We start from the raw sequence: 18,898 nt of genomic DNA, 5'->3' as shown, positions 1-18,898 counted from the left end.
GTGATTTCCCTCCCGAGCCACTCCTGCACCCGGCTGCGCGTCGAGCACGCCCGGCCGGGTGCGCCCGCCCTGACCGGCGCCGCCCGTCCCCGTCTGTCCTGGCGGCTGCCGGCCGGCACCGTCCGGCAGTACGCCTACCAGTGGTCGGCCGACGACTGGGAATCACCCTGGACCGAGTCGGCCGACAGCGTGCTCGTGCCGTGGACCGGCCCGGTGCCGGCGCCGGGCGAACGGATGACCTGGCGGGTACGGGTCCGCACCGACCGCGGCGTCAGCGACTGGTCCGCCCCGGCGGCCTGGGAACGCGCCACGGCGCCGGACCGGTGGCACGCCGAGTGGATCGAGCCGCACGAACCGGTGACCGCCGAAGCGGGCAGCCGGCCGGCGCAGTTGCTGCGGACCGCGTTCACGCTCGACGCGGCGGTGTCGCGGGCCCGGCTGCGGTTCACCGCGCACGGCGTCGTCGAACTGTTCTGCAACGGCGTGCGCGTGGGTGACCAGGAGCTGACGCCCGGCTTCACCGCCTACCGCAGGCGACTGCAGGTCTTCGAGCAGGACGTGACCGGCCTGCTGCGCGAGGGCCGCAACGTGCTCGCGGCGGTGCTGTCGGACGGCTGGTACCGCGGACGGCACGGCTTCACCCGTGCCGCGGACGGTTTCGGTGACCGCACCGCGCTGCTGGCCGAGCTGACGGTGAGCCACCCGGACGCCGCGCCGACGGTGATCGGTACCGGTCGTGGCTGGCGGTCGCGTCCGGCCTGGTTCACCGCCGACCTGATGGACGGCCAGCGGGAGGACCGGCGTGCGGCGCACCGCTGGTGGGAGACCGGCACCTGGGCACAGGTCCGGGTCGGCGACGACGACCGCTACGCACAACGGTCCCGGCTCATCGCCGCCGATGCCCCGCCGGTGCGGCGGATCCGGGAGATCGTCCCGGTCTCGGTGGTCCGGTTGAGGAGTGGGGCGTACGTCGTCGACCTCGGCGAGAACGTCAACGGCTGGACCCGGCTGAGCGACCTCGGTCCGGAGGGCACCGGGATCACGCTCGTCCACGGCGAGGCGCTCGCCGCCGACGGATCGGTGACCACCGACCACCTGCGCGCGCCCGACTTCGCCGGGGGCCGGCGGCCGGCCGGGCAGGTCGACACGGTGATCTCCTCCGGCCGTCCCGGCGATGTGTTCGAGCCCCGGCACACCACGCACGGCTTCCGCTACGTGCAGATCGACGGGCATCCGGGCCCGCTGGGACCGGACGACGTGCGCGGCGTCGTGGTGCACACCGACCTGGCCGAGGCCGGCTCGTTCGCCTGCTCCGACGAGCGGGTGAACAGGCTGCACGAGATCGCGGTGCGCAGTTTCCTCGGCAACGCCTGCGACGTCCCGACCGACTGCCCGCAGCGGGAGCGTTCCGGCTTCTCCGGCGACTGGCAGGTCTTCCAGCCGTCGGCGGCGTTCACCCACGACGTCGCCGCCTTCAGCACCAAGTGGCTGCGCGACCTGGCCGCCGACCAGTGGGAGGACGGCACGGTCACCAACGTCTCCCCGGACCCCGGCGGTCCGTCCCCCCTGGCGGCGACCAACGGCTCGGCCGGCTGGGGCGACGCCGTCGTCGAGGTGCCCTGGCAGCTGTGGCGCGCCTACGGCGACCTCGGCGTGCTCGCCGAGCACTACCCGGCCATGCGCCGCTGGGTCGACCGCTGCGCCCGCATCGCCGCCGGCCACCGTCATCCGCGGCGGGCCGCCTCCCGGCCGGTGCCGCACCCCCACGAGCGGTTCCTGTACGACACCGGCTTCCACTTCGGGGAGTGGCTGGAGCCCGGCGTCGAACCGCGACTCGACCCCGGCGCCGACCACGGCATCGTGGCCACCGCCCACCTGCACCTGTCCGCCCGGCGCCTGTCCGACATCGCCGCGCTGCTGGGCCACGACGACGACCGGCACGTCCACCGGCGCATCGCCGACGGCGCCCGCGACGCCTGGCGCACCGAGTACCTGCTGCCCGACGGCCGGCTCACCCAGCCCAGCCAGGCCAACTACGTACGCGCCCTCGCCTTCGACCTGGTTCCGGCGGACCTGCGGGAGTCGGCCGCGGCCCATCTCGTCGAGCTGGTCGAAGCAGCCGACTTCCACCTGGGCACCGGATTCCTCACCACCGGACTCCTGCTGCCCACGCTCGCCGACCACGGGCACGCCGACGTCGCCCACCGGCTGCTGATGTCCACCGGCGTGCCGTCCTGGCTGGAGATGGTCGACCGGGGTGCCACCACCGTGTGGGAACGCTGGGACGGCCTCGACGAGCAGGGCACCGCGCGGATGTCGCTCAACCACTACAGCAAGGGCGCGGTCATCTCGTTCCTGCACACCCACGTCGCCGGCCTGCGGATCCTCGACCCGGGCTACCGGCGCTTCCTGGTCCGGCCGGTGCCCGGCCCCGACCTGACCTGGGCCCGGGCCGAACATGAGACCCCCTACGGCCCGGCCCGCGTCGCCTGGAGGCGGACCGGCGACCGGATCGACGTCGAAACCGACGTGCCACCCGGCACCACCGCCGTGCTGCGGCTCCCCGACGGCACGGAAACCGAACTCGCCCCGGGACACCACCGCACCACAGGAAGAGCAGCATCATGAGGACCGTGCGGAATCCGGTCGTGCGCGGCGTCGCCCCCGACCCGTCGGTGTGCCGCGTCGGCGACGACCACCACCGCCTGGTCACCAGTGGCCTCGAACAGTGGCCGGTCCCGCCGGTCCGGCGCTCCACCGACCTGGCCGACCGGCGCCTGACCGGCCACGCCGCCCACCCTTGCGCGGCATGAGCGGCGAAGCGGTCGGCCGAGCGCACGGGAAGCCGGCCGGGCGTCCGGCCGGCTTCCCCCGCCGCACGGTGCGCTACGGTGACGTACATGCCCAGGCGCTCATCAGGTAGTTACCGCGTCGGGATCGCCCGGCGGGAGGCGATCCTGAAGGCCGCCACCCGGCATTTCGCCAAGGGCGGCTACCACCGGACCGCGATGGCGCGCATCGCCGCCGATGTCGGCATCACCGAGGGGGGACTGCTCCACCACTTCCCCTCCAAGAAGCATCTGCTGCTCGCCGTCGTCGAACGCCGTATCGTCACCGCCGCCCAGTGGATCGACGAGACCGGAACCGAAGCCTCCGGCCTCGACGTACTGCGCAGACTCCTGGACCTGACCGAGCGCCAGCTCGCCGAGCCGGGCCTCATGGAACTCTTCGTCCTCGTCTCGGCCGAGGCCGCCAACACCTCCGGTCCGGCCCACAAGCTCTTCGCCGAACGCTACGACAACGCCATCGAAGGCCTCGCCAACCGGTTTCAACTCGCTGTGGAGAGCGGGGAGTTCCGGCCGGAAACCGACTGCACGGCCATCGCCCGCGACTGCATCGCCATCAGCGACGGCCTCCAGTTGCAGTGGGTCCTCAGCGGCGGCACCCTCGATCTGCTCGCCGCCACCCACGCCCACCTGGACCGCCTCGCCCGTGCCGTCACCACCGACGGCAAGGGGCTCGGCGACCACGTCCCCCGGGAAACGCGGCACCAGGAACCGGACCACTTCCGGCAACCGGTACAGGGCCGCGGTCAAGCCGATCCCGGTGTGGCGTCGCCCCGGTAGGACCGTGTCCCGTGCGGTGCGGCGGAGGAGTCCCTCGCGGCAGCACGGGGCGGCGAGGACGGGAAGGAAAGTCCGAGCAGGTGCGGGGATCGCGCTCGCGGCGAGGGCCGGGGGCTGACACGGCGGCCGTCGCGAGGACCGTGTCCCGTCCGGTCCTGTGTGTTCACCCCGTGTTCGGCCCGACGAGCCATCACCGCACAGGGCACGGGTGCAAGCGTGCGTCCATGGCCCGGGACACGGGCCGGTGACCGGACCGGGGCTCACGTATCGTCTTCCGATATCGGAGTACGTAACGTCTGCGGCCGTGCCGCCGAGGGAGTGTGCCATGAGCAAGCCGTCGACCGCCGCCGGGACGCCGGACGAGCTGAACCGTCGGCTCGGAGTGTCCGATGCCGTGGTGATCGGTCTGGGGTCGATGATCGGCGCGGGGATCTTCGCCGCGCTCGCCCCGGCCGCACGGTCGGCCGGTTCCGGGTTGCTGGTCGGCCTGGCGCTCGCCGCGGTGGTCGCCTATTGCAACGCCACCTCCTCGGCGCGGCTCGCGGCCCGCTATCCGGCGTCGGGCGGCACCTACGTCTACGGCCGTGAACGTCTCGGCGTCTTCTGGGGCTACCTGGCGGGCTGGGCGTTCGTGGTGGGCAAGACCGCCTCCTGCGCGGCGATGGCACTCACCGTCGGCTCGTACGTGTGGCCGGGCCAGGCCCACGCCGTCGCGGTCGCGGCGGTGGTGGCGCTGACCGCGGTGAACTACGCGGGCGTGCAGAAGTCCGCCCTGCTGACCCGGGGCGTCGTGGCCGTGGTCCTGTCGGTCCTCGCCGCCGTGGTGGTCGCCGCGCTCACCTCCCCGGCCTCGGACGCGGCCCGGCTCGACGTCGGGGACGACGCGTCCTTCGGCGGGGTGCTCCAGGCGGCGGGCCTGCTGTTCTTCGCGTTCGCGGGATACGCGCGCATCGCGACCCTGGGAGAGGAGATCCGCGACCCCGCCCGCACCATCCCCCGGGCCGTCCCGATCGCGCTCGGCATCACCCTGGTCGTCTACGCCGTCGTCGCCGTCGCCGTCCTGACGGTGCTGGGTCCGCGGGGACTGGCGGAGGCCGCCGCGCCGCTGTCGGACGCGGCCAGGGCGGCGGGCGCCGACTGGCTCGTACCGGTCGTGCGCGTCGGTGCCGCCGTGGCCGCCCTCGGTTCGCTGCTCGCCCTGATCCTCGGCGTCTCCCGCACCACGCTGGCCATGGCCCGCGACCGGCACCTGCCGCACGCCCTGGCGGCGGTCCACCCGAGGTTCAAGGTGCCGCACCGGGCCGAGCTCGTCGTCGGCGTGGTGGTGGCGGTGGTCGCGGCGACGGCCGATGTGCGCGGGGCGATCGGGTTCTCCTCCTTCGGCGTGCTCGCGTACTACGCCGTCGCCAACGCCTCCGCCTGGACCCTCACCCCCGAGGAGGGCCGCCCGCCACGGGTCGTCCCGGCCGTCGGGCTGGCCGGCTGCCTCGCCCTGGCGTTCGCCCTCCCGGCGTCCTCGGTGATCTGGGGCGCAGCGGTCCTGGCCCTCGGTGCCGCCGCCCACGGGGTCCGGCGTGCGGTGGCCGCACGCACGCCGTGACCCGGTGGGGTCAGGCGGGCGTCCGGTCGGCGGACCGGCCGGCGCGGTGGTGCCGGGTCAGCGCCCGGCGGCCGAGCAGCACGGCGCCCAGCCCCAGCGGAACGGCCACGATGGCGCCGACCAGTCCGTTGCCGGTGCCGGGACCGCCACCGGCGGTGGCCAGGTGCAGCACCGCGAGGGCCGTGCCGGCCGTCCCCGCCGCGACGGCCGACATCCCGCCGACGCGCGCGTTGCCGGTGCCGATCCGGCCACCGGCGCGAGTCAGGGCCAGCCGGCCGATTCCCAGACCGAGCAGCCCCACCACGAGGGCGAGGTTGGCCCCGGTCCGCCCGTCGCCGATGATCCCGCCCTCGGCTGCCGCCGTCAGCGCTGCTGAAGCACTCATGCCGCTCTCCTCCTTCTCCGTCGCCGATCGCGAGCTTCGATGTGCCTCGAGCATGCGAGCCGGACCCCCCGGTCGGTCGTCCGGCGGATGCGGGCACTTTCCGCTGCCGCATCCGCGGTATCCGGATACCGCGGATGCGGCGGACGGCCCGGTGGTACCGCGCACGCGGTAGCCGACCGCTCGTCCGTGAGCCGGACCCGCCCGCGACCGCATCCGGCTACGGTGCCCCCATGGACAAAGGACGGTTCGCTGTCCCGGCCGGGGTCACCGACTGGGCCGTCGCCGTGGGCGTGGCGGCGCTGCTGCTGGGCACCGGGCTGTCCGGGCCGCACCCGGCCGGGGGCCGCGAGCTGCTCGGCTCCACGCTGCTGGCGGCCGGCGGGCTGGCGCTGGCCGCGCGCCGCCGGGCGCCGCTCCTGGTCCTGGCCGTCACCGGGGTGTGCGCGGTGGTCTGCCTGGGGGCCGGCTTCGCGGTGCTCGCCGTCTCGTACCTGGTGGCGGTCTACGGCGCGGTGCGCGCCGGGCGCCGTGCCGTCACGCTGGCCGCCTCCGTGGGTCTGCTGGCCGTGCTCCACCTCACGGCCCTGGTCTTTCACGACGGGCCCGCGCTCGAGGCCCTGGCGCAGGCCCGGAACACCCTGGAGATCGCCTGGCTGATCGCCGCCTTCGCCGCCGGGGAGGCGGTGCGGCAGGCCGAGCGGCGGGCGGAGGAAGCCGAGCGCTCCCGCGAGGAGACCGCGCGACGCCGGGCCGACGAGGAGCGGCTGCGCATCGCGCGGGAGCTGCACGACTCGCTCACCCACCAGATCTCCGTCATCAAGGTGCAGTCCGAGGTCGCGGTCCACGTGGCCCGACGGCGGGGCGAGCAGGTGCCGGAGGCCCTGCTGGCGATCCAGGAAGCCGGCCGGGAGGCGAGCCGGGAACTGCGCACGACCCTCGAGGCGCTGCGCGACGACGGCACCGCCCCGCCGCACGGCCTCGACCACCTCCCCGACCTGGTGAAACGGTTCCGGACGACCGGCCCGGAGACGACGCTGACGGTCGAAGGACATCCGCACGCCGTGCCGGCCGCGGTGAGCCGCACCGCTTACCGGATCGTTCAGGAGGCGCTCACCAACGTCGCCCGGCACGCCGCCGCCACCGCCGTCTCCGTGCGCGTCGACTGCCGGCCGGATGCCCTCGTCGTCCGCGTCGACGACAACGGGACGGCCACCTCGCACCCCGCGCCGGCGCCCGGCCTCGGGCTGCTCGGCATGCGCGAACGCGTCACGGCCCTGGGCGGCCGGCTGCACGCCGAGCCGCACGGCGCGGGCGGCTTCACCGTCCGGGCCGAACTCCCCCTGAACGGAGCCCTGTGATCCGTGTCCTGCTGGTCGACGACCAGCCGCTCATCCGCAGCGGCTTCCGCGCGCTGCTCGACCTCGAGGACGACATCGAGGTGGTGGCCGAGGCCGCCGACGGGCAGGAGGGCGTGATGCTCGTCAGGGAGCACCTGCCCGACGTCGCTCTCATCGACATCCGGATGCCCGTCGTGGACGGCATCGAAGCGACCCGGCGCATCGCCGCGGACCCGGCCCTGACCGGCGTGCACGTCGTCATGCTGACCAACTACGGCATGGACGAGTACGTCTTCCGGGCGCTGCGCGCCGGCGCCGCCGGCTTCCTCGTCAAGGACGTCCTGCCGGAGGACTTCCTGCACGCCGTACGCGTCGCCGCCCGCGGCGACGCCCTGCTCGCGCCCGCCGTCACCCGCAGGCTCATCGACCGGTACGTCGCCCAGCCGCCGCCCGCCCGCGGCAGCGGGCTGGAGGAGCTGACCGGCCGCGAACGCGAGACGGTCGCCCTGGCCGCACAGGGCCTGTCCAACGACGAGATCGCCGATCGTCTGGTGATCAGCCCGTCGACCGCCAAGACCCACATCAACCGGGCCATGGCCAAGCTCCACGCCCGCGACCGCGCCCAGCTCGTGGTCCTCGCCTACGAATCCGGCCTGGTGACCCCGCGCACCTCCTGACCCCCGCGCGCCGTCGACCGGACCGGCGCCCTACGGCGCCTCGTCGTCCAGGACCTCGCGGGCCAGCTCCCTCAGCGCCCGCCGGTCCTCCGCCAGGGCCTGCCTCCCGGCCTCGGTCGCCCGGTAGACGCGCCGGGTGCGGCCGTCGACCACCCGATGCTCGGAGACCAGCAGCCCGTCGGCCTCCAGCCGGTGCAGTGCCGGGTACAGCGTGCCGGGGCTGATCCGGTAGCCGTGGCGGGCCAGTTCCCCGGTCATCCACGCGCCGTGGATCTCCTCCTCGGCCGCGTGGTGCAGGATGTGCAGCCGCACCGCGCCCCGCTGGAACTCCCGCACCCCGGTCCACCTCCGACAGTGCCGAAACCGATATCGGCTGCCGATTCTACGCCGCCGCGACAGGCGCAGGCCTTCCCCGAGCCCTTCCCGGAAGGACGTGCGACGGTCGTCGCCCGCCTCGCCGGAGTGTCCACCCGCGAACGGCCGGTGCCGGCCTTTCAGCCGGTCCGCGACGGCAGGCCCGCCGTGGGCCGGCACCACCCCGGGCGCGGCAGCCGGGGCAGCGCGAAGGACAGCGGCGAAACGGCGGGCTGCCGCTGTCCGGCCCGCATCTCAGTCCGATGCCGGGGCGTGTCCGTCGGCGGCGGGCTCCAGGCGGACGACGATGCCCTTGTACGCGGGCTGGTTACTGGTTTCGGCCACGCTGTCGAGCGGCACCAGGACGTTGGTCTCGGGGTAGTACGCGGCGGCGGAGCCGGGCTTGACGGGGTACGCGACGACCTGGAAGCCTTCCGCGCGCCGCTCGGTGCCGTCCGTCCACACGCTGACCAGGTCGACGCGGTCCCCTTCGCCGAGACCCAGTCCGGTCAGGTCGCCGCGGTCGACGAGTACGACGCGGCGGCTGCCGTGGATGCCCCGGTAGCGGTCGTCGGCCGTGTAGGGGACGGTGTTCCACTGGTCGTGCGAGCGCAGGGTCTGCAGCAGCAGGTGCCCCTCGGGGACGCGGGGCATGTCCCAGGCGTTGCAGGTGAAGCGTGCCTTGCCGACCGGGGTGTGGAACACGCCCTCGTTGACCGCGTTGGGCAGCCTGATGCCGCCGGGACGCACCACGCGCCGGTTGAAGTCGTGCAGTCCCGGGACGATGCGGGAGACACGGTCCCGGATCTCCCCGTAGTCGGCCTCGAACTCCTTCCACGGGATGTTCCCCGTACCGTCGAGCGTGCGGCGGGCGAGCCGGCACACGATGGCGACCTCGCTGAGCAGCAGCGGGGAGGCCGGCCTCAGCCGTCCGCGTGAGGTGTGCACCTCGCTCATCGAATTCTCCACGGTGACGAACTGCTCGCCGCCGGCCTGGACGTCACGCTCGGTGCGTCCCAGGGTCGGCAGGATCAGCGCGGTGTCGCCGCAGACGGTGTGCGAACGGTTGAGCTTGGTGGAGATGTGGGCGGTCAGCCGGCACGAGCGCATCGCCTCCTCGGTGACCTCGCTGTCGGGTGCCGCCCGGACGAAGTTGCCGGCCAGGGCGAGGAAGACCTTGACGCGGCCCTCGCGCATCGCCTTGATCGCGTTCACCGAGTCCAGCCCGTGGGCCCGGGGCGGATCGAAGCCGAACTCCCTCTGCAGGGCGTCCAGGAAGGAGTCGGGCATCTGCTCCCAGACACCCATCGTCCGGTCGCCCTGCACATTGCTGTGCCCGCGCACGGGGCAGGCCCCGGCGCCCGCCCTGCCGAGATTTCCGCGCAGCATCAGGAAGTTCACGATCTCCCGGACGGTGGGAACCCCGTGCTTGTGCTGGGTCACTCCCATGGCCCAGCAGACGATGACGCGTTCGCTGCGCAGCACGTCGTCACGGACCTGCTCGATCTCCCCGCGGGTCAGACCGGTCGCCCTGAGGACGTCGTCCCACTCGACGGTGCGGGCGTGGCGTGCGAAGTCCTCGAACCCATGGGTGTGCGTGCGGATGAAGTCGTGGTCCAAGGCGGTGCCGGGCCGGGCGTCCTCGGCCTCCAGCAGCAGCCGGTTCAGGCCCTGGAACAGCGCCAGGTCCCCGCCGCCGCGGATGTGCAGGAACCGGTCGGCGATCCGGGTGCCGTGCCCGATCACCCCGCGCGCCTTCTGCGGGTTCTTGAACCGCAGCAGTCCGGCCTCGGGCAGCGGATTCACCGCGATGATACGGGCGCCGTTCCGTTTGGCCTGTTCCAGCGCGGAGAGCTGCCGGGGGTGGTTCGACGCGGGGTTCTGTCCCACCAGGAAGATCAGGTCGGCGTGGTGGATGTCCTCCAGGCTGACCGTTCCCTTGCCGGTGCCCAGGGTCTCGTGCAGGGCGAAGCCGCTGGACTCGTGGCACATGTTGCTGCAGTCGGGCAGGTTGTTGGTGCCGAACGCCCTGGCGAAGAGCTGGAGCACGAAGGCGGCCTCGTTGCCGGCCCGGCCCGAGGTGTAGAAGACCGCCTCGTCGGGTGAGTCGAGGGAGGTGAGCTCCGCGGAGAGCAGTCCGAAGGCGTCGTGCCAGCTGATCGGCTCGTAGGTGTCGGAGCCGGGCCGCTTGACCATCGGTTCCGTGAGCCGTCCCTGCTCGTTCAGCCACATGTCGGACCGTCGGGCGAGGTCGGGGACCGGGTGCCTGCGGAAGAAGTCGGACGTGATGCGCCGCGTGGTCGCCTCGTCGTTGATGTGCTTGGCGCCGTTCTCGCAGTACTCGTTGCGGTGCCGGTGTCCCGGGGACGGGTCGGCCCAGGCGCAGCCGGGGCAGTCGATGCCGTCCACCTGGTTGATCGTCAGCAGTGTTTCCCCGGTGCGCAGGGGGGAGGTCCGCGCGAGTGAGTACCCCAGTGCGTGCGCCACCGCCGGCACTCCCGCCGCCCACTTCTTGGGCGGTGTCACGGTGAGCGGATCCTTGGAACCGTCGTCGGGCCGCTTCGGCATCGGACTCCCTCTCACCGGACGCTCGGGTCCTCCCAGTCTCACGCCCCCGCCCGGAGGCGGCCACATGATCTTCGTTGACGTCCGCCGGGGGCCGGGGGCGTGCGGTCCGGCGCTGGGAAGGCCGCGCCGGACCACCTGGTGGCGGATCCCCGGACGGCCGGTGACACTGGGGGGAGCGGTGCCCAACGACAGGCGGGGCCATGTGTGCAGCAGCCATGAAGTTCTTCGAAGAGGCGGTCGACGTCGCGGTTCCCGTCCACACCGCCTACAACCAGTGGACGCAGTTCAAGACCTTCCCCCGCTTCATGCGCATGGTGAAGGAGGTCGAGCAGCTCCGGCCCAACCTCACGCGCTGGGTGATCGGCGTGGGCCCGGTGCGTCACGAGTTCACGGCGGAGATCCTGGAGCAGCGGCCGGACTCCCTGATCGCGTGGCGCGGCCTCGGCCGGCAGGCCGGTCATCGGGGCGAGGTGTCGTTCCGGAGTCTGGCCCCGGACCGTACCCGGGTCGTCGTACGCATGCGGGGGGAGTCGCGCGGAGTCAGGGGCCGCATCGTGGACCGGGCCGGGGCGACGCCCCGTGCGGTCCGGGCCGAACTCGGCCGTTTCAAGGAGTTCATCGAGGGGCTCGGGCAGGAATGCGGCGCTTGGCGGGGCGTCATTCACCACGGTCAGGTCCAGCCTCTGGAGCCGAACCCGCCCAGGAGCCGGGTCGCCGGGTGGCCCGTCGGCTGAACGCACCCGCTGCGGCACGGCACGGGCGTCGGCACGGCCGGCGGCACGACCTACGGTCGGCGCGGCAGGTCGCGCCTTCGGCTCCGCAAGAGGCGCGGGCCCGACTGTGAGCTCATGCTCTTCCGGGGGACCCGGCGGTCGGAACCGAAGAAGGAGACATCATGAGCACCCCTCACGACAACGACGCGTCCCATCCGCTGGAGCAGGTCACGGGTGAGAAGGACGTCCCTCCCGAGGAAGAAGGACAGCAGGCCGACAGCGCCGGCGCGCAGGACGACGACGCCGACGCGGTGGACACGTCCGCAGAGCGTGAGCGACGATGACCGTCTCGATCAGTCGTCAGAGCGCTGACGCGCTCGGGGGAAGTGACAGCATCCTGATGCGCCAGCGCCGGGATCACGCTCGACTCGACACGATGATCAGCCGCTGTCGGGCCGAGGACGTCGGGGAAGACGAACTGGACGACCTCTGGCAGGACATCGTCCAGCTGGTGTTCAGCCACGCCTTCGCCGAGGAGACCGTTCTGTGGCCGATCCTTCGACGGGTGGCCCCCGACGGCGAAGATCTCACCCGCCGGGTCGAAGCGGAGCACCAGGCGATCAACGAGCTGATCGCGCGGGTCGAGCGGTCCCCGGACGATCCCCGGCGCGCCGAGTGGATCCGGCAGGCGTTCGCTCTCATCCGTGAGGACATTCGCGATGAGGAGGACGAGTTGCTGCCCCACCTGCGGGACGCCTTCGACGACCGCAGGCTGCGGCGCATCGGCGCCGCGTGGGAAGCCGTACGGGCGACCGCTCCGACCCGCCCCCATCCCGGCGTTCCCCGGCGCCCGCCGGGCAACGCCCTGCGAGGAGTCCCCCTCAGCGTCCTCGACCGCCTGCGCGATCTCGCGCCGGGCACCGGCTCCCGTACCCGCCGCGTTTCCTTGACGGTCACCGGCGCGGTCGTGGCCGCGGGAGCCGTCGTGCCGCTGGTCCGCTCCGCCCGTCGTCGGGCATGCGCCTGAGGTGAAGCAGGCGTCCGTGGTTCCCGGAGCCCCGTCGGGCTCCGGGAACCACCTGGTCCGCGGGGTTGCCGAAGTGCCGGCCGTCGTCCCCGCTCACTCCCGGAGCGACGGTCCCGGCCGGCCCGTCCGGGGAGACACCGGCCGCCCGTCGCGGCCGCCGCCCGCGCCGCGTCCGTGGCGGGAGCCGGAGTACGCGGCGTCGCGCAGGCGGCTCAGGCGTCGGGTGGGACGCAGGCCTGGCAGACTGTGGGCGTAGGGGTCGTAGGACAGGGTGGTGGTGGCGGAGACGGCGTGCGCCTCCTCGAGGGACAGCGAGGCGAAGGTGCGCCAGGATTCGCCGGACGCCGCCGCGCGCAGGTCGAAGCGGACGGGCCGGCGGGCCAGCTCCTGCCACAGTGTCGGCCGGACGGCCTGTGGAGGGGCGTCCGGGTCGGGGACGGGGAAGGCCGCCAGTACGCGTTCGCGATCACCCACCCGGTAGGAGAGCAGGGTGGAGTACGGCCCGGTCAGGGCGTCGGGCCGCGGGAGGGGCAGATGGCGGCCGAGCCGGCCGGAGCCGCTCGACGTGAACAGCAGGTCCAGCTCGTTGCCCGAGTCGTCGGCGTCCGTGACCCGGACGGCCAGCCCCAGGGCGTCCGGCAGGCGGCGGGGCAGGCCCAGCGCGCGGGACCACCGCACGGTCGCCGGGCAGGAGCGGGGCCGGTCCAGCCACGGCACGCCCCACTCCGCGCCGGTGCGGCCGGTCACGTCCAGGGTGCCCGAGCACAGTACCCCGTGGGGGTGCAGGGCCGGTGCCGCACGCAACCGGGCCAGCCGGTCGGCGGCGCGGTGAGCGGCCGCGTCGAGCGTCACGAGGACTCCTCAGTACCCGGGGCGGATGACGACGCGCACACAGCCGTCGGTCTTGTGCTTGAACATGTCGTACGCCGTGGGTGCCTGGTCGAGCGAGAGGGTGTGGGTCGCCAGGTGGGCCGTCTCGATCTCGCCGGCGGCGAGCCGCTCCAGGAGCATGGGGATGTAGCGCTGTCCGTGCATCTGGGCGCCGCGTACGGTGAGCCCCTTGTTGATGACGGCGCCGAGCGGAAACTTGTCGACGGCGCCCGCGAACACCCCCAGGATGAACACCGTGCCGGCCTTGCGGCATGCGTGGATGGCCTGGCGCACGGCGGTCGGCCTGTCCGTCTGCAGCCGGAGCTGCTGCTTGGCCTGGTCGTACAGGTGCATCGGACCGTCACCGTGTGCTTCCATCCCGACCGCTTCGATGCATACGTCGGGGCCCCGTCCGCCGGTGCGTTCGCGCAGCTCGGCGGCGACGTCCGTGGTGGTGTAGTCGATGGTCTCCGAGCCGATGCACTGCTCGGTCATCGCCAGCCGCTCGGGGATGCGGTCGATGGAGACGACCCGTTCCGCGCCGAGCAGGATCGCCGCCCTCGCGGCCATCTGCCCGACGGCCCCGCAGCCCCAGACCGCCACCACGTCGCCGGGCTTGACGCCGGCGAGGTCGGCGCCCATCCACCCGGTGGGCACGGAGTCCGAGACGAACAGGGCGCTGGTGTCGTCGATGCCCTCGGGGACGGGGAAGGCACCGTAGTCGGCGAAGGGGACGCGCACGTATTCGGCGTGGCTGCCGCGCAGGCCGCCCATCGCGTGCGAGTAGCCGAAGATGCCGGCGGTCTCGTAACCGAACAGCGCCTGGCCGACGCCGGGGTTGGTGTTGGTGTTGTCGCACAGGGACCACAGGTCGTTCGCGCAGTACCAGCACCGCCCGCAGCCCACGAACGAGCAGACGACGACCCGGTCGCCCACCTTGTGCCGGCGCACACCGGGACCGGTCTCCACGACCTCCCCGACGAACTCGTGGCCGATCACGTCCCCGGCACGCATCGCCGGGATGTAGCCGCCGATGAGGTGCAGGTCGGAACCGCAGGTCGTGCCCGCGATCAGCCGCACGATGACGTCCTGGTCGTTGCGCAGTTCCGGGTCCGGGACCTGCTCGACGGAGAGTTTGTTCACGCCTTCCCAGCACAGGGCCTTCACAGCACTCCCTCCCCGCCGGACCGGCGGCTGAGCAGTCCCACCAGCCTGCCGCCCGGTGTGGTCCGGGTCGTCGGCGGGGTGTCGGGGCGCAGTACCTCCCCGGCTTCCAGAACGGCCTTGGCCTCGCGCAGGGCAAGCCGGATCTCCTGTCGTGGATCCTTCCCGGCCAGCCGTGCGGGTGCGGAGGACGACCGGGCGGGCGTCGGCTCCTTGCGCCGGACCGCCAGCTCCGTGCCGCGGTCGCCCGGTGCCGGACGCACCCGCACGTCGATCTCCTCCGCGAGGCGCTGAAGGGCGTCGGGCAGCTTCCCGTCCTGCCGTACGTCCGCCGTCGGGCGGTTGACCGTCACCGTGAGCCATCGGTCGCCCGCCCGGTCGTCGCCGTGACGCGCCGCCCCGGCCTTCCGCGCCGCCGCGACGCCGGCAGCGACGACCGGGACCATCCACCACGCCCTTTTCATGGGGTGCCTCCCACTCGAACCGGCCCTCACCGTGGTGCGCCGGGTTTCCCCGGCGGTCGAAGCGAAACGGCGGCGACCGGAGGCACCGGAATCCACCTGCCGAGATGAGGGCGGCCGGTGCGGGTACTCGGGCCGCATGGTGAAAAGCGCACTGTGGCAGGGGTTGGTCGCCGGCACGGCCGGGGTGCTGGTGATGACCCTGGGAGAGAAGGCGGAGCAACGGCTCACCGGTCGTCCCGACTCCCATGTGCCCGCACGGACCCTGGAACGGCTGAGCGGCCTGCCGGAGCGCCCGGGCCGCCAGCCCCTCCTGGTCAACCTGGCCATGCACGTCGGGCAGGGCGCCCTCCTCGGCGTCCTGAGGTCGGTGATGGCGCACGCCGGGCTGCGCGGAGGGTGGCCGTCGGCGCAGTTCGCCGTCGTACGCCTCACCAGCGACCAGATCCTGGAGAACGCCACCGGAGTCGGCGCCCCTCCCTCCACCTGGCCCCGCGGCGAACTCGTGACCGACCTGGTGCACAAGACGGTGTACGCCTTCGCCACGGGAGCCGTCGCCGACGCCCTGGCCGCCCGTACGGGCCCCGGCCCGGGGCAGCGCCACGCCGCGATGCGTCCCGGCCGCCACGCGGACGTGGGGCCCCTGCCCCGTGGTCGGGCCCCGGGGCGGTGAACGCCGCACGAGGACCTCAGCGGGTCACGAGGTGGGGCCCTCCCGCCCGGCGTCCTGGGTCGGCGTTCCCCGCCCGGCGGCGGCCGGTGGCCGCGTACCACTGGACGGCGAGGATCAGTGCCAGGACTGCTTCGACCGCGTCCCCTCCGTAGTACATGACCTGCGCCCCCGAGCACAGGTCGTGCGTCGTGAAGGAGGTGCCCGGCGGGCCGGTGGCACAGACGCTCTTGGCGAGGACGGCGTGGGCCGCCCCCGCCAGAAGCAGCGTCGTCGCCCGCAGCGGCAGGCTCCACCGGCGGCGTACGGGATCGAGCTGGCAGACGGCCGCGGAGAAGAGCAGGCCCGCGAGCAGCATGTGCAGATCGAGGAGGCCGCTCAGGGCGGGGCGGTGGTGCATGGCGGACAGCAATTCGGTGCGGTACAGCACCCACAGCCCGCCGACGTCGACGACCGCGGCCGCGGGAGGGAACAGCGGCCACGCGGCGAAGGGAGAGTGCGCCGCGCGCAGCAGCCCTCGGCGGAGCACGCCCGGCGGCAGTACGCGCAGGGCGAGGGTGAGCGGGCGTGCGACGACGAGCAGGACGGGGCCGGCCATGGCCACGAGCAGGTGACGGACCGAGTGGGCGGTGAACGGCCCGCCCGGCAGCCACCCGCTCAGTCCCCAGACCAGGGCCGCGCCCCCGGCGACGAAGGCGCAGTCCCGTCGCCACGGCCAGGCGTCGCCACGGCGTCTCAGCCGGGCGGCGGCCGCGGCATACGCGGCACACACCAGGCCGCACACGAGGACGGCCGCAGCGACGACGGCCGGCGGCGGGCGGTCCGTCACGGCGCCCGTCGCCCCCGTCGCGCGGCCCGGGCGAGGACACCCAGGCCGGCCAGGAGCAGGACGAGGCCCGCCAGATTCCATGCCCAGTCGTACGGGGTGATGTCCACGCCGTAGCGGATCTGGTGCAGGCGCAGCAGTTTGTGGTCGACGACGCCGTCGAAGACCTGGAAGACGCCGAGGCCGAGGAGGAAGCCACCCCGGGCGTGTGCGGGCGACAGGGCGTGACGGCGCCGCAGATCCGCGAAGAGGAAGAAGCCGGCGACCAGCGCCAGCAGCTCCGCGGTGTGCAGCAGACCGTCGGAGACCAGAGCCGCACCGGAGGTGGAGCGGTCGTAGAAGTGATGCCAGTGCAGGAGCTGGTGGAAGACGATCTCGTCCACGGCCGCCATCACGGCCGCGCCGATCACCGCGCACACCAGCAGCGACCGCCGGGGGTCGGCCCGTCCCGTGTCGTCTGTGTCCGTCCGGTGGTCACGGGGCCTCACGGTGTGCGTCCGCCTTTCCGAAGGGGATCGTCTGCCGCTCTCCGTCTGCCCGCGGAGCGTGAGCCCGGGCCGGCCGGTGCCGTGGACGACGTCCGGCCGGCCCGGGCTCATCGGGGGATCAGTCCTTCCCCATGGCTCTGCGGACGGTGTCCTTCGTGCGGTCCATCAGGGCGGCGACCGGTCCGAGGGCCACGTTGGCCGCACCGGATTCGACTCCTGGGTGGGGACGGGTGGGTGCCATGGCCTCCGCGGCCTTGATGGCCTTGGCCATGACAGCCAGGCGGGTCGCATCGGCACTGCGGCGGATGTGGGTGAACTCGTAGCGCTCCTCCGCCCGGGCGTGCAGCTGCACGTCTGTGCGCAGCTGCATCAGCCGCGGGAGGAACTTCGGGTCGTCGGTGTCCATCTCGTCGAGGACGGCGAGGGTTTCCTTGGCCTCGCGCTCCTCGGTGAGCCGGTCCTCGACGACCTGCTCACCGCCTGGCACCGCGCGCCGCACGAAGGGGTGGACGACCTCCTCCTCGGCGGTCTCGTGGACGGCGAGCAGGCGTACCAGGCGCCGGAAGGCGTCGCGCCGCTCATCGCCGGTGGTGGCCTCGACCTCGTCGAAGAGATTGCGGATGTCACCGTGCTGACGCATCAGCAGGGCGACCACGTCATCGTCCCGGGCACGATCGTCGCCGGCGTGCGGGGTGTGCAGGTCGGACATTCGGATCCCCCTACTTCTCACGCATGGCGGGGTCGGGGTGCTCGCCCTCGGTCTGGACGCGGTACTCACGGCCGAACATCTCGTCGTGCTCGGTCATGACCCGGTCGCTCGGCGGCGCCTCCCCGCCGTGGACGGCCTCCTGCATCCGCTCGAACCGCTCGTGCGCCTCGCGCACGTAACCGGCGCCCAGCGTGGTCAGGTCCATCTGGGTGTCCAGCAGCTCGCGCAGGTACTGCTTGTTCGGCTCGAAGGTGAGCACGTTCGGCAGCTCGGGCGCGAGGACCTCCTGCGGCTCACGGCCGTCGTGCCGGCGCATCAGGTCGCAGGCGGCGTGCAGGTGCTCCAGCTCCATGTTCAGGTGCAGCTCCCAGATCGCCTTCACCTTCGGGTCGCTCTCCTGCTCCATGAAGGAGTAGTACAGGTAGCACTCGTTGTACTCGTGGTTGACCAACTGCTCCCACCACGTCTCGCCCGGGTCGACGAGGGACTCGTAGTGGGTGACGTGCTCCTCCTCGATCAGCCCGATCTCCTGGTACAGCTGCCGGGCGATCGGCTCCATGTAGGTGGGGCCGGTGTTCATGTAGAAGTTCATCGTCTGCTGCTCCGCCGACATGATCGTCAGCGCGTGCAGCTTCGACAGCGGGTCCGTCCGGTCCTTGGCGTACGGGTCGCGGACGTTGTCGACCGGATCGCGGTGGTGGAACCGTGTGGGACGGCCCGGCATGACCTCGGTCAGGTTGTCGACGATCGACTCGGCCTTGCGGTGCTCGATCATCTCGTACAGGTTCGCGTAGCGGTACAGGTGGTCGAAGTCCTCCAGCACCCCGAACTGGTACGCCTGCCTCAGGTACGGATCCGGCTCCATCCGCGCCACCCACGCCGTCAGGTCCACGGCGACCTGCTCGTAGGCGATCGTCGTCTCCAGCACCGAGGAGACACCCGGGAGCAGCCAGTTCACCGCCTTCTGCTGCTGTGCCTCGATGTACCGCACCCGGGCCAGCTGCCGCTTGATCTCCGGGTCGGCCGTGTGCCGGGCGAGCTGGTGGCTGAACAGGATCGCCTCGACCTCGATCCCGTTCATCGTGATGATCCGGCACCGGGTGTACGGATCACACCGGTCCGGGTCGATCGGCTCCACGTTCAGCTCACGCCAGCTGCGCAGCTGGCGGTCCAGCGGGATGCCCCGCTGCTCGAGTGGATTGAACGCCATGGGGAGTGCCTCCTGCGGGCGTGGGTTGCGGGGCGCGCCACGTCGCCGAGGTACCCCGATCCAGACGACGAGCACAGATCTGCTCACCAGTCTGTTCACCGCAGGTGCTTTTGAGCCACCGCTCACGCGCGCAGGCCTCCTTGTTCCCCTGGGTGGGTCAACGGGAAGGGAGATCCGCGCCCGCCGGTGAGACGTGTCGGTGCCTCGACGGAA

The 18,898-nt window shown here is 72.9% G+C and carries 20 protein-coding genes; 10 read left to right on the top strand and 10 right to left on the bottom strand.

Features of this window, described 5'->3' with window-relative positions; translation table 11 throughout:
* The 4 genes from ACFY3N_RS19140 (at position 1) to ACFY3N_RS19125 (ending at position 5,226) form a co-directional block, all read left to right on the top strand.
* Positions 1-2,628, top strand: a complete 2,628-nt coding sequence (locus ACFY3N_RS19140) for a family 78 glycoside hydrolase catalytic domain (protein ID WP_390817871.1) — start codon at positions 1-3, stop codon at positions 2,626-2,628.
* Complete coding sequence (locus ACFY3N_RS19135) at positions 2,625-2,813, top strand: family 43 glycosylhydrolase (protein WP_390817870.1); 189 nt, start codon at positions 2,625-2,627, stop codon at positions 2,811-2,813. The genes ACFY3N_RS19140 and ACFY3N_RS19135 overlap by 4 nt, the downstream gene beginning before the upstream one ends.
* 87 nt (positions 2,814-2,900) lie before the next feature.
* A complete protein-coding gene (locus ACFY3N_RS19130) occupies positions 2,901-3,626 on the top strand; it encodes a TetR/AcrR family transcriptional regulator (protein WP_390817869.1) in 726 nt (241 codons plus the stop codon).
* 325 nt (positions 3,627-3,951) lie between these two features.
* Complete coding sequence (locus ACFY3N_RS19125; protein ID WP_390817868.1) at positions 3,952-5,226, top strand: APC family permease; 1,275 nt, start codon at positions 3,952-3,954, stop codon at positions 5,224-5,226.
* Between the two features lie 10 nt (positions 5,227-5,236).
* On the opposite strand, the gene ACFY3N_RS19120 is transcribed toward ACFY3N_RS19125, so the two are convergent.
* Positions 5,237-5,611: a DUF6223 family protein gene (locus ACFY3N_RS19120; protein ID WP_390817867.1), complete on the bottom strand. Its 375-nt coding sequence runs from the start codon at positions 5,609-5,611 to the stop codon at positions 5,237-5,239.
* 230 nt (positions 5,612-5,841) lie between these two features.
* On the opposite strand from ACFY3N_RS19120, the gene ACFY3N_RS19115 reads away from it, so the two are divergent.
* Positions 5,842-6,969 (top strand): sensor histidine kinase, encoded by a 1,128-nt coding sequence (locus tag ACFY3N_RS19115; RefSeq protein ID WP_390817866.1) that lies wholly within the window; start codon positions 5,842-5,844, stop codon positions 6,967-6,969.
* The gene (locus ACFY3N_RS19110; RefSeq protein ID WP_390817865.1) at positions 6,966-7,625 is read left to right on the top strand and encodes a response regulator; all 660 of its coding nucleotides are present in this window, start codon (positions 6,966-6,968) and stop codon (positions 7,623-7,625) included. Before ACFY3N_RS19115 ends, ACFY3N_RS19110 begins: the two co-directional genes overlap by 4 nt.
* A 30-nt stretch (positions 7,626-7,655) precedes the next feature.
* On the opposite strand, the gene ACFY3N_RS19105 is transcribed toward ACFY3N_RS19110, so the two are convergent.
* Both ACFY3N_RS19105 and ACFY3N_RS19100 read right to left on the bottom strand, forming a co-directional pair.
* Positions 7,656-7,961 (bottom strand): PadR family transcriptional regulator, encoded by a 306-nt coding sequence (locus ACFY3N_RS19105; RefSeq protein WP_390817864.1) that lies wholly within the window; start codon positions 7,959-7,961, stop codon positions 7,656-7,658.
* Between the two features lie 273 nt (positions 7,962-8,234).
* A complete protein-coding gene (locus ACFY3N_RS19100) occupies positions 8,235-10,547 on the bottom strand; it encodes an FdhF/YdeP family oxidoreductase (protein ID WP_390817863.1) in 2,313 nt (770 codons plus the stop codon).
* Between the two features lie 215 nt (positions 10,548-10,762).
* Between ACFY3N_RS19100 and ACFY3N_RS19095 the strand changes: the two genes are divergently transcribed.
* From ACFY3N_RS19095 to ACFY3N_RS19085, 3 genes are all read left to right on the top strand, one after another.
* Complete coding sequence (locus ACFY3N_RS19095; RefSeq protein ID WP_390817862.1) at positions 10,763-11,281, top strand: SRPBCC family protein; 519 nt, start codon at positions 10,763-10,765, stop codon at positions 11,279-11,281.
* Positions 11,282-11,442: 161 nt separating this feature from the next.
* Entirely contained in the window at positions 11,443-11,604 is a 162-nt protein-coding gene (locus ACFY3N_RS19090) for a hypothetical protein (protein ID WP_390817861.1), read from the top strand.
* Positions 11,601-12,287, top strand: a complete 687-nt coding sequence (locus ACFY3N_RS19085) for a hemerythrin domain-containing protein (protein WP_390817860.1) — start codon at positions 11,601-11,603, stop codon at positions 12,285-12,287. The genes ACFY3N_RS19090 and ACFY3N_RS19085 overlap by 4 nt, the downstream gene beginning before the upstream one ends.
* Positions 12,288-12,380: 93 nt before the next feature.
* On the opposite strand, the gene ACFY3N_RS19080 is transcribed toward ACFY3N_RS19085, so the two are convergent.
* The 3 genes from ACFY3N_RS19080 to ACFY3N_RS19070 are packed head-to-tail and all read right to left on the bottom strand — an operon-like array spanning position 12,381 to position 14,785.
* A complete protein-coding gene (locus ACFY3N_RS19080) occupies positions 12,381-13,139 on the bottom strand; it encodes a phosphodiesterase (RefSeq protein ID WP_390817859.1) in 759 nt (252 codons plus the stop codon).
* 9 nt (positions 13,140-13,148) lie between these two features.
* The gene (locus ACFY3N_RS19075; RefSeq protein WP_390817858.1) at positions 13,149-14,324 is read right to left on the bottom strand and encodes a zinc-dependent alcohol dehydrogenase; all 1,176 of its coding nucleotides are present in this window, start codon (positions 14,322-14,324) and stop codon (positions 13,149-13,151) included.
* The gene (locus ACFY3N_RS19070) at positions 14,321-14,785 is read right to left on the bottom strand and encodes a hypothetical protein (RefSeq protein ID WP_390817857.1); all 465 of its coding nucleotides are present in this window, start codon (positions 14,783-14,785) and stop codon (positions 14,321-14,323) included. The genes ACFY3N_RS19075 and ACFY3N_RS19070 overlap by 4 nt, the downstream gene beginning before the upstream one ends.
* A 136-nt stretch (positions 14,786-14,921) precedes the next feature.
* Between ACFY3N_RS19070 and ACFY3N_RS19065 the strand changes: the two genes are divergently transcribed.
* On the top strand, positions 14,922-15,455 hold the full coding sequence (locus tag ACFY3N_RS19065; RefSeq protein ID WP_390817856.1) for a hypothetical protein: 534 nt from the start codon (positions 14,922-14,924) through the stop codon (positions 15,453-15,455).
* A 16-nt stretch (positions 15,456-15,471) separates the two neighbouring features.
* Here ACFY3N_RS19065 and ACFY3N_RS19060 read toward each other — a convergent pair whose 3' ends face one another.
* The 4 genes from ACFY3N_RS19060 to ACFY3N_RS19045 all read right to left on the bottom strand — a co-directional run bounded on the left by ACFY3N_RS19060 (position 15,472) and on the right by ACFY3N_RS19045 (position 18,685).
* Positions 15,472-16,281 (bottom strand): cytochrome c oxidase assembly protein, encoded by an 810-nt coding sequence (locus ACFY3N_RS19060; RefSeq protein ID WP_390817855.1) that lies wholly within the window; start codon positions 16,279-16,281, stop codon positions 15,472-15,474.
* A complete protein-coding gene (locus ACFY3N_RS19055; RefSeq protein ID WP_390818084.1) occupies positions 16,278-16,670 on the bottom strand; it encodes a DUF2243 domain-containing protein in 393 nt (130 codons plus the stop codon). Before ACFY3N_RS19055 ends, ACFY3N_RS19060 begins: the two co-directional genes overlap by 4 nt.
* A 214-nt stretch (positions 16,671-16,884) precedes the next feature.
* On the bottom strand, positions 16,885-17,475 hold the full coding sequence (locus ACFY3N_RS19050) for a hemerythrin domain-containing protein (protein WP_390817854.1): 591 nt from the start codon (positions 17,473-17,475) through the stop codon (positions 16,885-16,887).
* A gap of 10 nt (positions 17,476-17,485) precedes the next feature.
* Positions 17,486-18,685 carry a hypothetical protein gene (locus tag ACFY3N_RS19045; RefSeq protein ID WP_390817853.1) on the bottom strand — a complete coding sequence of 400 codons (1,200 nt, stop codon included), beginning with the start codon at positions 18,683-18,685 and terminating at the stop codon, positions 17,486-17,488.
* Positions 18,686-18,898: the final 213 nt, after the last annotated feature.

This window comes from Streptomyces sp. NPDC000348 (assembly GCF_042898795.1).
Taxonomy (GTDB): domain Bacteria; phylum Actinomycetota; class Actinomycetes; order Streptomycetales; family Streptomycetaceae; genus Streptomyces.
Note: the sequence above shows the minus strand (reverse complement) of the source record. Positions and strands in the feature narration are given on the sequence as shown.

Bases quoted from the DNA above. Each gene is read 5' to 3' on its own strand.
- ACFY3N_RS19135 (WP_390817870.1), top strand. From the start codon at position 2,625: ATGAGGACCGTGCGGAATCCGGTCGTGCGCGGCGTCGCCCCCGACCCG.
- ACFY3N_RS19130 (WP_390817869.1), top strand. From the start codon at position 2,901: ATGCCCAGGCGCTCATCAGGTAGTTACCGCGTCGGGATCGCCCGGCGG.
- ACFY3N_RS19125 (WP_390817868.1), top strand. From the start codon at position 3,952: ATGAGCAAGCCGTCGACCGCCGCCGGGACGCCGGACGAGCTGAACCGT.
- ACFY3N_RS19120 (WP_390817867.1), bottom strand. From the start codon at position 5,611: ATGAGTGCTTCAGCAGCGCTGACGGCGGCAGCCGAGGGCGGGATCATC.
- ACFY3N_RS19115 (WP_390817866.1), top strand. From the start codon at position 5,842: ATGGACAAAGGACGGTTCGCTGTCCCGGCCGGGGTCACCGACTGGGCC.
- ACFY3N_RS19100 (WP_390817863.1), bottom strand. From the start codon at position 10,547: ATGCCGAAGCGGCCCGACGACGGTTCCAAGGATCCGCTCACCGTGACA.
- ACFY3N_RS19095 (WP_390817862.1), top strand. From the start codon at position 10,763: ATGAAGTTCTTCGAAGAGGCGGTCGACGTCGCGGTTCCCGTCCACACC.
- ACFY3N_RS19090 (WP_390817861.1), top strand. From the start codon at position 11,443: ATGAGCACCCCTCACGACAACGACGCGTCCCATCCGCTGGAGCAGGTC.
- ACFY3N_RS19085 (WP_390817860.1), top strand. From the start codon at position 11,601: ATGACCGTCTCGATCAGTCGTCAGAGCGCTGACGCGCTCGGGGGAAGT.
- ACFY3N_RS19070 (WP_390817857.1), bottom strand. From the start codon at position 14,785: ATGAAAAGGGCGTGGTGGATGGTCCCGGTCGTCGCTGCCGGCGTCGCG.
- ACFY3N_RS19065 (WP_390817856.1), top strand. From the start codon at position 14,922: ATGGTGAAAAGCGCACTGTGGCAGGGGTTGGTCGCCGGCACGGCCGGG.
- ACFY3N_RS19055 (WP_390818084.1), bottom strand. From the start codon at position 16,670: ATGGCGGCCGTGGACGAGATCGTCTTCCACCAGCTCCTGCACTGGCAT.
- ACFY3N_RS19050 (WP_390817854.1), bottom strand. From the start codon at position 17,475: ATGTCCGACCTGCACACCCCGCACGCCGGCGACGATCGTGCCCGGGAC.
- ACFY3N_RS19045 (WP_390817853.1), bottom strand. From the start codon at position 18,685: ATGGCGTTCAATCCACTCGAGCAGCGGGGCATCCCGCTGGACCGCCAG.